Raw genomic sequence first — 12,276 nt, 5'->3', positions numbered from 1 at the left:
TCTTTACCGGTTAGTGTGCTGATATGGCTCAGTCGGTAGAGCGCATCCTTGGTAAGGATGAGGTCCCCAGTTCGATTCTGGGTATCAGCACCATTTTCAAGCAGTACAGCTTTTGCCTGACGGCAATAGCGCCGTGGAACCACCTGATCCCATGCCGAACTCAGAAGTGAAACGCGGTAGCGCCGATGGTAGTGTGGCATTCGCCATGCGAGAGTAGGACACTGTCAGGCACCTATTCAGAAGAGGCCTCCCATGCGGGAGGCCTTTTTGCATTTCTGTCCCCTCGCTTCAATTCCCTGCTTCTATTTCAGTAAAAATGCTGGGCTATCAAGGGATTGCTCGTTACTCTTTAGCCGTTGCCCGATGAACACGTGATGCTGCCTGCGAGGTATTGATGGCTACGTTGAAGGAAATTGCACAGGAGGCGGGGGTATCGCTTGCTACCGTATCCCGTGTGCTGAACGAGGATCCCAGCCTGAGCGTCAAGGACGAGACCAGGCAGAAGATCTTCGAGATTGCCGAGCGGCTGGAGTACAAGACCAGCAGCGCCCGCAAAGGGGTGCACAAGAGCAAGCTGCAGCTCCTGGCTGTCTACGCCTATCCCCAGAGCACCGAGGTCAACGATCCCTATTACCTCGCCATCCGCTACGGCATCGAGACCCAGTGCACCCGCCTCAACATCGAGCTGGCCCACTGTTACAACGGTGCCGAGGGGCGTGAGCTCTCTGCCGTCGATGGCATCCTGGTCATCGGCCATCTGCCGGAAGAACGGCTGGCCGTGCTGCGCGGCCTGTCTGCCCAGCTGGTGTTCGTGGATTGCCGCTCTCAGGGCGATTTTGACTCGATTGACGTGGATCTGGCGCTGATCAGCCAGCAGGTAGTGGACTTCTTCATCGCCGAGGGCCATCAGCGCATCGGCTATATCGGTGGCCAGGATGATGGCCCGGATCTGCGGGAACTCGCCTTTCGCGATTATGGCCAGCGGCTTGGGGTGGTGCAGGAGAGCGACCTCTATCGCGGAGACTTCTCCAGCGCTTCCGGCTACAAGCTGGCGAAGGAGATGCTGGCAGGGGATTGGCCCAGGGCGCTGTTCGTGGCCTCCGACTCCATCGCCATCGGCGTGCTGCGTGCCATTCACGAGAAGGGACTGGCGATTCCCCAGCAGATCGAGCTTATCAGCGTCAACGATATTCCGACCGCCAAGTTCACCTTCCCGCCGCTCTCCACGGTGCGGATCCACTCCGAGTTGATGGGATCCCAGGGGGTCAATCTGCTGGTTGAACGGCTGCGTGACGAGCGGGATATCCCGCTGCGGGTGCTGGTACCGAGCAAGTTGACCCTGCGTGGTACTACACGGTAACTTTAGTAAAACATTTCTATTTTTAGTCGCGCCATCTTGCGGTGGCGCAACACATCTCCCAAGCAAATCTCTTTCCCATCTCTTCCAGTAAACTCATATCATATTGTTTTATAATTAATTTCATTACAGTTCAGCCTACTGCTATCAACATCCATGCCACTCATCTATACCTTGCCCTCCTTTGTCTCCCGCTTCTGATCTCGCTCACAAAACCATCCACTCACTGTGATCAGGTTAAAACTTTACCGATCTAAAACTGATATTTAGTAAATGTTTATCTAGAGTTTACCCAGTTAACGTTGCCTTGTTCCGGGAGGACATGTGAATAACTGGGAAAACGTCCAATTCGTTGGTGAAAACAGGCTGGCTCCGCGTGCCTACTTCTTCTCTTATGCCGACCACGCGCTGGCGGCCACCATGCAGCGCGAGCTGAGCCGCCGTTTTCTGAGCCTGAGCGGCCAGTGGCAGTTCCACTACTTCGACCACCCCCTGCAGGTGCCGGAGGCCTTCTATCACAGCCCCATGAGCGAGTGGGGCCAGATCACCGTGCCCAACATGTGGCAGATGGAAGGACATGGTCAGCTGCAGTACACCGACGAAGGTTTTCCCTTCCCCATCGACGTGCCCTTCGTGCCGACCAACAACCCCACCGGCGCCTATCAGCGCAGCTTCACGCTGAGCCCGGCCTGGGATGGTGAGCAGGTGATCATCAAGTTTGACGGGGTGGAGACCTACTTCGAGGTCTATGTGAACGGCCACTACGTCGGCTTCAGCAAGGGGAGCCGCCTCACCGCTGAGTTCGATATCAGCGCCTACGCCAACATCGGCGAGAACCTGCTGTCGGTGCGGGTGATGCAGTGGGCGGACTCCACCTATATCGAAGATCAGGACATGTGGTGGATGGCGGGGATCTTCCGCGACGTCTATCTGGTGGGCAAACCGGCCGCCCATGTGCAGGACTTCTTCATCCGCACCGCGCTGGCGGATGGCAATCAGATTGCCGGCCAGAGCGCCACCCTGAGCTGCGATATCCAGTTGGAAAATCTGGGTGCGCCTGCCCGTGATCACCGTCTGGTCTGGTCGCTGCTGGATCAGGGCTGCGAGATCGCCAGCGGCTCGCTCGACCATCTCGCCATCGATGGCAAGTGTGATTGCCGCTTCACGCTGGATCTGGCCAACCCCCATCTGTGGAGCGCCGAAGACCCGTACCTCTACCAGCTGCAACTCTCCCTCTACAACGGTCAGGGCGAGCTGCTGGAAGTGGTCCCGCAGCGGGTCGGGGTGCGTGAAATCACCGTCAAGGATGGCCTCTTCCATGTCAACGGCCACTACCTCAAGCTGCACGGGGTGAACCGCCACGACAACGACCACCTCAAGAGCCGCGCGGTCGGCATGGATCGTGTTGAACGCGATATCGTGCTGATGAAGCAGCACAACCTCAACTCGGTGCGCACCGCCCACTACCCGAACGACCCGCGTTTCTACGAGCTGTGCGACCAGTACGGTCTGTTCGTGATGGCGGAGACCGACGTGGAGACCCACGGTTTTGCCAACGTCGGCGATCTCAGCCGCATCACCGACGACCCCTTCTGGGAGCCGGTGTTTGTGGATCGCATCGAGCGCCACGTGCACGCCCAGAAGAACCACCCCTCCATCATCATCTGGTCGCTCGGCAACGAATCCGGCTACGGCTGCAACATCAGAGCCATGTACCAGCGCTGCAAGGGGATCGACCCGACCCGGCTGGTGCACTACGAAGAGGATCGCGATGCCGAGGTGGTGGATGTGGTGAGCACCATGTATTCCCGCGTCTCCCAGATGAACTGCTTCGGCGAGTTCCCGATGGCGAAGCCGCGCATCCTCTGCGAATACGCCCACGCCATGGGCAACGGCCCGGGTGGCCTCAGCGAATACCAGCAGGTGTTTGACCGCCATCCCCACATTCAGGGCCACTACATCTGGGAGTGGTGCGATCACGGCATTCTGGATCAGGACGAGCAGGGGCGCCCGGTCTACAAGTACGGCGGCGACTACGGCGACTACCCCAACAACTACAACTTCTGCATGGATGGCCTCATCTATCCGGATCAGACCCCGGGGCCGGGCCTGCGCGAATACAAGCAGGTGATCTGCCCGGTCAAGGTGCGGGCACTGGATCTGGCGAGTGGCCGGCTTGAGCTGGAAAACCGCTACTGGTTCTCCAATCTTGACGACATCCGCCTGGTGGTCGAGGTAAAGGCCGAAGGCGAGCTGCTGGCCAGCCAGCAAATCCGGTTGGAAGGGGTGGCCCCCGGTGCCACCACCGAGTTGCAGCTCGAACTGCCATTCCTCGATGGGCGGGAAACCTTCGTCCAGCTGCGGGTCATCAAGGCCAGTGCGACCCGCTACAGCGCGGCGGAGCATGAACTGGGTCAGTACCAGTTCCAGCTGAAAGAGTCGACTCGCCAGCTGCAGCCCTTTGCCAATCCCAACGCTACTCCGTTGGATATCGCTGATGAGCGCCTCGCGCTGACCTTGAGCGGTAGCGGCTTTGCCCTGCGCTTCTCGCGCCTCGACGGCAAGCTGGTGAGCTGGCAGCAGGATGGTATCGAGCTCATCGAGCGCTCGCCGCGCCTCACCTTCTTCAAGCCGATGATCGACAACCACAAGCAGGAGTACGAGAGCCTGTGGCACCCGAACCACCTGCAGATCATGCAGGAGCACTTCCGTGGCTTAAGCTGGCGTCAGCTGGGTGACGCGGTCGAGGTGACGGTCGAGAGTCTGATCGCGCCGCCGGTGTTCGACTTCGGCATGCGCTGCCGCTACGTCTACACCCTGAGCCCGAACGGCCAGCTGCATGTGGCGCTGTCCGGTCAGCCCTACGGCGGTTATGACGACATCATTCCCAAGATCGGCTTCGAGCTGGGTATTCGCCAGGATCTCGACCGGGTGCACTACTACGGTATGGGGCCGGGCGAGAACTATCAGGACAGCCGCCAGAGCAACTGGATCGACAGCTTCCAGAGCACAGTCGGCGAGATGTGGGAGCACTACCCCTTCCCGCAGGATAACGGCAACCGCCAGCAGGTGCGCTGGGCGACCCTGACCAACCGTCACGGCGCCGGTCTCTACGTGCGACCCGATGCCCCCATCAACCTGAGCGTCTGGCCCTACAGCTGGGAGCATATCCACGCGGCGCAGCACATCAATGAGCTGGAGCCGAGTGGTTATCTCACCCTCAATCTGGATCACAAGGTACTGGGGCTCGGCTCCAACTCCTGGGGCTCCGAGGTGCTGGACTCCTGGCGGGTGCGCTTCGAGCCGTTCAGCTTCGGCCTGACCCTGCTGCCCATCGCCCGTGGCAACCTCAATCCGGCTGCGCTGGCCGGGCTCGATCTCACCATCAACGGCGGGAGGAACCTCGCATGATCACCCTGGACAACCTGACCCTGTTCAAAAACATCTACCGGGAAGGCAAGAAGTGGGGCCGCTGCGTGGAGGCCATCAACAACCTGCCAAACCTCAAACCCGGCATCTGCCACTCCATCGGTGACTCCCTCACCTACCGCTTGCAGGAGGGGGCCAGCCCGGCCACCTCACTGTTCGAGGGGCAGCGCCGCTACTTCGACGTCCACTACTACCTGGAAGGAGCAGAGACGGTGGAGTGGGCTGCCAAGTCGGAGCTGGCGGTCGAGCAGGCTTATGACGACACCACAGACCGCGAGTGGCTGGCCGGTGAGGTGCGTGAGCGCCAGCAGGTGGGCAACGGTCAGGTGGTGATCTTCGAGAACGACGAGGCTTACCGGTTCGTCGGCGACGGGCCGGTGCGCAAGGTGATCATCAAGGTCACCGTCGAAGGCGGCTACTTCAAGAACAAATAACAAGTCGCCGGTTCTGCACTGACAAAGCCGAAAGGGCGGGGCTCACCCTACACATCATGCCCCGCCCTTTCGCTGAGATAACTACAGGTCTGGAGATGCACCATGTCTGATTCCAAACGCAATACGATAGGCAAGTTTGGTCTGCTGTCGCTCACCTTCGCGGCGGTATTCAGCTTCAACAACGTCATCAACAACAACATCGAAATCGGTCTGGCCTCGGCCCCGATGTTCTTTCTGGCCACCATTTTCTACTTCATTCCGTTCTGCCTGATCATTGCGGAGTTCGTGTCACTGAATAAGAACTCCGAAGCGGGGGTGTATGCCTGGGTGAAGAGCTCCCTCGGCGGTCGCTGGGCCTTTATCTCCGCCTACACCTACTGGTTCGTGAACCTCTTCTTCTTCACCTCGCTGCTGCCGCGGGTCATCGCCTACGCCTCCTATGCCTTCCTCGGCTACGAGTACATTCTCACCCCGGTGGCGACCACGGCGTTGAGCATGGTGCTGTTCGCCTTTGCCACCTATGTCTCCACCAACGGCGCCAAGATGCTCGGCCCCATCACCTCGGTGACCTCGTCCCTGATGCTGCTGCTGACCCTCTCCTACATTCTGCTGGCGGGTGCGGCACTGGTGGGCGGCGTGCAACCGGCTGACCCCATCACGGTCGAGGCCATGGTCCCCGATTTCAGCTGGGCCTTCCTCGGCATCACTACCTGGATCTTTATGGCGGCTGGTGGCGCCGAGTCGGTGGCGGTCTACGTCAATGACGTGAAAGGCGGCTCCAAATCCTTCGTCAAGGTGATCATCATCGCCGGGATCTTTATCGGGGTGCTCTACTCCATCGCATCGCTGTTGATCAACGTGTTCGTCCACAGCGACACCCTGAAATACACCGGCGGCTCGGTGCAGGTGTTCGAGGGGCTGGCGGCTTACTTCGGCCTGCCGGAGATCCTGATGAACCGCTTCGTGGGTCTGGTCTCCTTCACCGCCATGTTCGGCTCCCTGCTGATGTGGACCGCGACCCCGGTGAAGATCTTCTTCTCCGAGATCCCGGCCGGCATCTTCGGCAAGAAAACCGTCGAGCTGAACGAGAACGGCGTGCCCGCCCGTGCAGCCTGGATCCAGTACCTCATCGTGCTGCCGCTGATGGTGATCCCGACCCTGGGCTCCAACACAGCGCAGGATCTGATGAACACCGTCATCAACATGACCGCTGCCGCTTCCATGCTGCCGCCGCTGTTCATCATGCTGGCCTACCTCAATCTGCGCCTGAAGCTCGACCACCTGCCACGGGAGTTCAAGATGGGGTCGCGCACCACCGGCATCGCCGTGGTGTCGGTGCTGATCGCCATCTTCTCGGTGGGCTTCCTCGCCTCCACCTTCCCGACCGGCGCCGACATCATGACCATCGTCTTCTACAACGTCGGCGGGATCGTGATTTTCCTCGGCTTCGCCTGGTGGAAATACAACCGATACGAGGCCTCCCTCAGCGCCGAGGCGCGCGCGAAAGAGGCCGAGCCAGCGGCGCAGGTCGTCATCCAGCCGTCATGACCCCATCAAACCGGGTGGCCGTTGGCCACCCGCAAACCGTTGAACCAGAAAAGGAAAAGTGCATGAGCGAGACGATCGAGTTTGCCGAATTCAAACGGGTCGAGATGAAGGTGGGCAAGGTGCTGGAGGTGGTGCGTCACCCCGGTGCCGACAAACTCTACATCGTCCAGATCGACGTGGGTGGCGAGCGGCCGCTGCAGACCGTCACCAGTCTGGTGCCTTACTACAGCGAAGAGGAGCTGATGGGCAGCGAGGTGGTGGTACTGACCAACTTGAAACCCACCAGGATGCGCGGCGAGCGCTCCGAGTGCATGTTGCTCTGCGCCGAGACCCCGGACGAGCGCCAGAGCGTGCTGTTGCAGCCGCGGGTGCCGATGGCGCCGGGCACCCCGATCGTCTGAACGGGATTGCGAGCCGGTGCGGGAGACGGCACCGGTTCACCAACGAGGTCGTCCACGCGGGCCGATCATAACAAGAGAGTAACGCGCGGGGCCGACAGACCCTTGCCGAACACATCACAGAGTCACAGCGTTACCCGCAAGGAGCGCAAGTCCACTGGAGGACACCATGTCTGAATCCGTACGCGGCACCATAGGCAAGTTTGCCCTGTTGTCGATGACCTTTGCCGCCGTGTTCAACGTGCGCAACATCGTCAACAACAACATCGAGCTGGGGCTCAGCTCCGCCCCCATCTTCCTGCTGGCGACCATCGTCTACTTCATCCCGTTCGTCTTCATCATCGCCGAGTTCGTCTCGGCCAATAAAAACTCCGAGTCGGGGATGTACGACTGGCTGAAAAAGCCGCTCGGCACCCGGATGGCCTATCTGGGCTCGTTTCTCTACTGGTTCGTGAATCTGTTCTGGTTCGTCTCCCTGCTGCCCAACGTCATCGCCTACGCCTCCTACGCCATGCTGGGCTATGAGTACAGCTTCTCGCCCATGGTCACCTCGGTCATCTCCATCGTGCTGTTTGCGGCGGCGACCCACATCTCCACCAAGGGGGCGAGCTGGCTCGGCAAGATTGCCGAGATCGTGGCCTACGGGGTATTTGCCCTGTTCGCCATCTATGTGCTGGGCGCCCTGATGGCTCTGAGTGGCGATCATGTGCCGGCCCAGCCCATCACCCTGGCGGCGATGACACCCACCGTCAACTGGGCGACGCTGGGCATCATGTGCTGGATCTTCCAGGCGGCGGGCGGTGCCGAGACGGCGGCGGCCTACCTCAATGACGTGAAGGGGGGTCAGAAGTCCTTCATCAAGGTGATCATCAGCGCCGGTATCGTCATCGGTGCCATGTATGCCCTCGGTTCCCTGCTGGTGAACGTGTTCGTGCCGCGCGAGAGCCTCACCTACGCCGGCGGCATGGTGGAGATCTTCACCGGCATGGCCCAGTACTTCCAGCTGTCGGAAGCGCTGGTGGGCCGCTTCGTCGGCGTGGTGCTGTTTATCGCCATGTTCGGCTCCATGATGATGTGGACCTCGGCGCCGGTGAAGATCCACTTCTCCGAGATCCCGCAGGGGGTTTACGGCGAGAAGACCACCCAGCTCAACGAGCACGGCGTGCCGGTGCGTGCCGCCTGGTGGCAGTTTGTCTTCGTGTTCGCGATGCTGGTGGTCAACGGCTTCGGCTCCGAGTCGGTGCAGCAGATGATGAACACCGCCATCAACCTCACCGCCGGTACCGCCATGTTGCCGCCGATCTTCATCATGGTGGCCTACTTCGTGTTCCGCTGGAAACATGACGACACCCCCCGCGAGTTCCGCATGGGGTCGCGCACCTTCGGGATGGGGGTGGTGTCGGTGCTGATCGCCATCTTCGTGGTGAGCATGAGCGCCTCCGCCTTCCCGAGCGGGGTGGATCTGGTGCGCGCCTTCTTCATCAATGTCTTCATGACCGCGGTCTTCTCGGCGCTGGCCTACTGGTGGATCTCCCGCTTCGAGAAGCGTCAGGCCCGCAAGTCAGGTGGCAACGAGAAGAAAGCGGGCAGCGACACCCTGGCCAGCCAGCGCTGATCGGCATGTGGCAAACAGGAGGCGGGCGACCAGGGTCGCCCGTTTTTGTTGGCCGGATCCGGGGCCGGAGGGGCAAAATCGTTTAGTTTTGCTGTGAGAATGCGCGTTATCGTTTAACAAAATGAAACAAATGAGGCTGCCGCTCAACTTTGCACCACAGGGTGTTCGGGGTAAGCTTGTCCCTTCGTATCCGGGGTCGTCGCCTGATGACGCCTTCCCCGTGCCCTGTCGTCCCCATCCCGTGCGGGACGCGCTTTCTCTGGAGACTCTCCGTGCGTCTGGATCCTTTTACCTCTGTGCTGATTGCCGTGGTGGCCCTGGCCTCCTTCTTCCCCTGCGAGGGGCAGGTGGCCGTCTGGTTCGGTCTGCTGACCAAGCTGGCGGTGGCGCTGCTCTTCTTCATGCACGGTGCCAAGCTGTCGCGCCAGAACCTGATGGCGGGCCTCGGCCACTGGCGGCTGCACCTGGTGGTGATGGCGAGCACCTTCCTGCTCTTCCCGCTGTTGGGGCTCTTGCTCACGCCGCTGGTGCCCCAGTGGCTGAGCCCGGCCATCTATCTCGGTTTCTTGTATCTGTGCGCCCTGCCCGCCACCGTGCAGTCGGCCATCGCCTTCACCTCCATGGCGGGCGGCAATGTGTCGGCGGCGGTGTGCAGCGCCTCGGCCTCCAGCATCCTCGGCATCTTCCTCTCGCCGGTGCTGGTGGGGCTGATGATCAATGTGCAGGGGGAGGGGGTCGATACCTGGCACTCCATTCAGGCCATCATGGTGCAGCTGATGCTGCCCTTCGTGGTGGGGCACCTGTCACGCCCCCTCATCGGTGGCTGGGTTGACAGCCACCGGCCACTCATCGGCAAGCTGGATCAGAGCTCCATCCTGCTGGTGGTCTATGTGGCCTTCAGCGAGGCGGTGGTGCAGGGGATCTGGCACCAGGTCGGCTGGTACGATCTCGCCAGCATCGTGCTGCTGAGCTGCGTGCTGCTGGCGCTGGTGCTGGGGTGGAACGTCTGGATCAGCCGTCGCCTCGGCTTCAACAGGGCGGACGAGATCACCATCGTCTTCTGCGGCTCCAAGAAGAGCCTGGCCAACGGGGTGCCCATGGCCAACGTCATGTTCCCCGCCGCCAGCGTCGGTGTCATGGTGCTGCCCCTGATGATCTTCCACCAGATCCAGCTGATGGTGTGCGCCGTGCTGGCCCGCCGCTACCGCGAGCAGGAGGCCCTGCCCCAGGTACAGGAGGGGTAAGCGGTCCGGATAAAGAAGAGGGAGGCCATGGGCCTCCCTCTTTCGTTTGCCGCGTCGTCAGCGTTTGCGCCAGACGGTGAGCTGGGCCACCGTGTGCTGGTACTTGCGGGCGGTCTCGCGGATGACGAAGGGGACGTCCCTTGGGGGCATGTGCTCCTCGAACTCCTCCGCCAGCAGCCGTTGCAGCGCCTGATAGGTGCCGAGGGCCTCGCCGTTTTCCCGGATGCCGCCGAGCCAGTTGGCCTTGGGGGTGTAGTCGGTCAGCCAGGTGTAGGGGCTGGTGAGCACCAGCAGGCCGCCGCTGCGAAGGCGCGGAGCAATGTCCCGCAGGAAGCGGGCGGGCTCCCGCAGCCGGTCGATGAGGTTGGAGGCGAGCACCAGGTCGTAGTCGCCGTACCTGGGCTTGAGGTTGCAGGCATCCCCCTGGCTGAAGTGGACCCGCTCGCTCTGCTCGCGACCGAGCTCGTGGCGGGAGAGGCGCGCCTCGCAATATTCCACCAGATCCCCTTCCACCGGCACCGCATAGCGGAAACTGTCCTGTCTTGCCAGGGTCAGGGCCACGTCGATGAAGCGGGCCGAGTAGTCCACCCCGTCCACGTGGGCGAAGCGGCGAGCCAGTTCGAAGCTGGCGCGGCCGGTGGCGCAGCCGATGTCGAGCGCCCGCTCATGGCGGCCGCACAGCTCGCTGGCAAGACCGGCCAGAGCCTCGGCGTAGTTGGCGACCCCGAAGTGGCTCGGGCCGTACTGGAAGTCGAGGTACTGAGCGACCAGGGTGTCGGTTTCATAAGGATTCACGATGACGGGCTCCTGATGGCGTGAGACCAGGTAGCGGAAGCCCGCGTGCTGGAAGAAGTGGCGACGGAAGGCGTAGCGGGAGGATTTGAGTGCCTCGTTGCCGGTGCTGATCCAGCTCCCGCCCTTGATGAGGGTGTGCTTGCCGTCGAAGGTGGGGGTGGAGAAGTCGTCGTAGAGGGGATGCACCTTGAACCCCTCGAAGCCGTCGATGGCGGTGCTGGTCCACTGCCAGACGTTGCCCACCAGATCGAAGAAGCTGCCCTGGGGGCAGGCATCCACCGGGCAGGAGGAGGCGAAGCGGGCCAGGTTGATGTTGCCGGGGGCCTCCATCCAGTCGGGCTGATCGCCGGCCAGTTGCTCCCGCAGCAGCATCCACTCCCCCTCGCTCGGTAGCTGGACGGGCAGGCCGGTCTGATCCGCCTTCCAGCGGCAGAAGGCGGCGGCCTCCAGCTGGTTCACCTCCACCGGCCAGTCCCAGGGCATGGGGACCTGCTCGGTCATCAGCCGCAGTTGCAACTGCTCGGGTTCATTGGGATCGCCGACCCAGAAGGTGGGCATGCGGGCGTTGGCATACTGGCGCCAGCCCCGGCCCTCGTCGTCCCACCAGGCGGGCGCTTCATATCCGCCCGCCTGCACGAAGGCCAGGTACTCGGCGTTGCTCACCAGCATACGGCTGGCCTGGAAGGGGGCCAGCTCGATGTGGCGCTCGCCGTATTCGTTGTCCCAGCCGTAGGTGGCATCCTGCTTGCCGAGTCGCACCTGGCCGCCGGCCACCGGCAGCAGGGTGTTGACGGGGACGGCGGCGAGATCGTGGCGCGCCTCGGGGCAGACCGGCCACTGGGGCTGGCTGCGCACCCAGGCCAGGGGCAGCTGGCGGATCAGCACACTGGAGGTCTCGAGGTGAATGCGCTCGTGCTCTATGCCCATCAGGATGACCCAGGCTGGGCTTTGCCAATGGATGGGCAGCTCAATCGGCATTCGCTCGATGAAATCACACACCAGGGCGCGCACCCGGCCGCGGTAGGCGCGCAGTTCGGCCACCGTGGGCCAGTCGTAGTGGGTTTCGTCCAGATCGTCCCAGCTCATCTCGTCCACCCCGATGGCGACCAGGGCCTCGATGCGGGGGTCGATGCGACCCTCGATGAGACGGGCCGCCAGCAGCTTGTTGACGAAGAAGGCGGCGGTATGGCCGTAGTAGAAGATGAGCGGGTGGCGCAGGGGGATCGCCTTGTTGAACCAGGCCCGCTCGTCGGCCAGGCAGTCGAACAGCGAGTCGTAGAGATCGAAGGTCTGGCAGAAGTAGGCGAGGAGATCGCGGCGCTTGTGGTCGGGATCGTCGCCGGTCAGCAGCGGGGTGCGGGTGGGGGCAGGCAGGCCCGGATGGACGAATGGGTGGCTGGCTTGGGTCACGCTCTGACTCCTTGTTGATTCTGGCGGGTGAAGCAGCGATGGAGTG

The 12,276-nt window shown here is 62.0% G+C and carries 8 protein-coding genes, 1 tRNA gene and 1 rRNA gene; 9 read left to right on the top strand and 1 reads right to left on the bottom strand.

All coding sequences use genetic code 11. From position 1 onward, the window contains the following. Nucleotides 1-17 precede the first annotated feature (17 nt). The 9 genes from AB5Y50_RS17035 to AB5Y50_RS16995 all read left to right on the top strand — a co-directional run bounded on the left by AB5Y50_RS17035 (nt 18) and on the right by AB5Y50_RS16995 (nt 10,025). Nucleotides 18-93 (top strand) — tRNA-Thr (locus tag AB5Y50_RS17035). 22 nt (nt 94-115) lie between these two features. Next, nucleotides 116-230: ribosomal RNA gene (rrf, locus tag AB5Y50_RS17030) — 5S ribosomal RNA — on the top strand. A gap of 164 nt (nt 231-394) precedes the next feature. Next, the gene (ebgR, locus tag AB5Y50_RS17025) at nt 395-1,360 is read left to right on the top strand and encodes a transcriptional regulator EbgR (protein WP_041214116.1); all 966 of its coding nucleotides are present in this window, start codon (nt 395-397) and stop codon (nt 1,358-1,360) included. A gap of 321 nt (nt 1,361-1,681) precedes the next feature. Then, nucleotides 1,682-4,768 carry a beta-galactosidase subunit alpha gene (ebgA, locus tag AB5Y50_RS17020; RefSeq protein ID WP_069784193.1) on the top strand — a complete coding sequence of 1,029 codons (3,087 nt, stop codon included), beginning with the start codon at nt 1,682-1,684 and terminating at the stop codon, nt 4,766-4,768. Next, the gene (locus tag AB5Y50_RS17015) at nt 4,765-5,220 is read left to right on the top strand and encodes a beta-galactosidase subunit beta (RefSeq protein ID WP_069784192.1); all 456 of its coding nucleotides are present in this window, start codon (nt 4,765-4,767) and stop codon (nt 5,218-5,220) included. The genes ebgA and AB5Y50_RS17015 overlap by 4 nt, the downstream gene beginning before the upstream one ends. A gap of 102 nt (nt 5,221-5,322) precedes the next feature. Beyond that, entirely contained in the window at nt 5,323-6,768 is a 1,446-nt protein-coding gene (locus tag AB5Y50_RS17010; protein WP_319883063.1) for an amino acid permease, read from the top strand. Nucleotides 6,769-6,830: 62 nt separating this feature from the next. Further along, complete coding sequence (locus tag AB5Y50_RS17005) at nt 6,831-7,169, top strand: tRNA-binding protein (RefSeq protein ID WP_043153594.1); 339 nt, start codon at nt 6,831-6,833, stop codon at nt 7,167-7,169. Between the two features lie 166 nt (nt 7,170-7,335). Next, a complete protein-coding gene (locus tag AB5Y50_RS17000; protein ID WP_319883064.1) occupies nt 7,336-8,781 on the top strand; it encodes an amino acid permease in 1,446 nt (481 codons plus the stop codon). Between the two features lie 272 nt (nt 8,782-9,053). Then, a complete protein-coding gene (locus AB5Y50_RS16995; RefSeq protein ID WP_319883065.1) occupies nt 9,054-10,025 on the top strand; it encodes a bile acid:sodium symporter family protein in 972 nt (323 codons plus the stop codon). A gap of 57 nt (nt 10,026-10,082) precedes the next feature. Here AB5Y50_RS16995 and ovoA read toward each other — a convergent pair whose 3' ends face one another. Beyond that, nucleotides 10,083-12,230 (bottom strand): 5-histidylcysteine sulfoxide synthase, encoded by a 2,148-nt coding sequence (gene ovoA / locus AB5Y50_RS16990; protein ID WP_069784188.1) that lies wholly within the window; start codon nt 12,228-12,230, stop codon nt 10,083-10,085. Nucleotides 12,231-12,276 lie beyond the last annotated feature (46 nt).

The sequence above is a fragment of the Aeromonas sp. s6 genome (genome assembly GCF_040907815.1).
Taxonomy (GTDB): Bacteria; Pseudomonadota; Gammaproteobacteria; order Enterobacterales; family Aeromonadaceae; genus Aeromonas; species Aeromonas caviae.
Note: the sequence above shows the minus strand (reverse complement) of the source record. Positions and strands in the feature narration are given on the sequence as shown.

Bases quoted from the DNA above. Each gene is read 5' to 3' on its own strand.
- ebgR (WP_041214116.1), top strand. From the start codon at position 395: ATGGCTACGTTGAAGGAAATTGCACAGGAGGCGGGGGTATCGCTTGCT.
- AB5Y50_RS17015 (WP_069784192.1), top strand. From the start codon at position 4,765: ATGATCACCCTGGACAACCTGACCCTGTTCAAAAACATCTACCGGGAA.
- AB5Y50_RS17010 (WP_319883063.1), top strand. From the start codon at position 5,323: ATGTCTGATTCCAAACGCAATACGATAGGCAAGTTTGGTCTGCTGTCG.
- AB5Y50_RS17005 (WP_043153594.1), top strand. From the start codon at position 6,831: ATGAGCGAGACGATCGAGTTTGCCGAATTCAAACGGGTCGAGATGAAG.
- AB5Y50_RS17000 (WP_319883064.1), top strand. From the start codon at position 7,336: ATGTCTGAATCCGTACGCGGCACCATAGGCAAGTTTGCCCTGTTGTCG.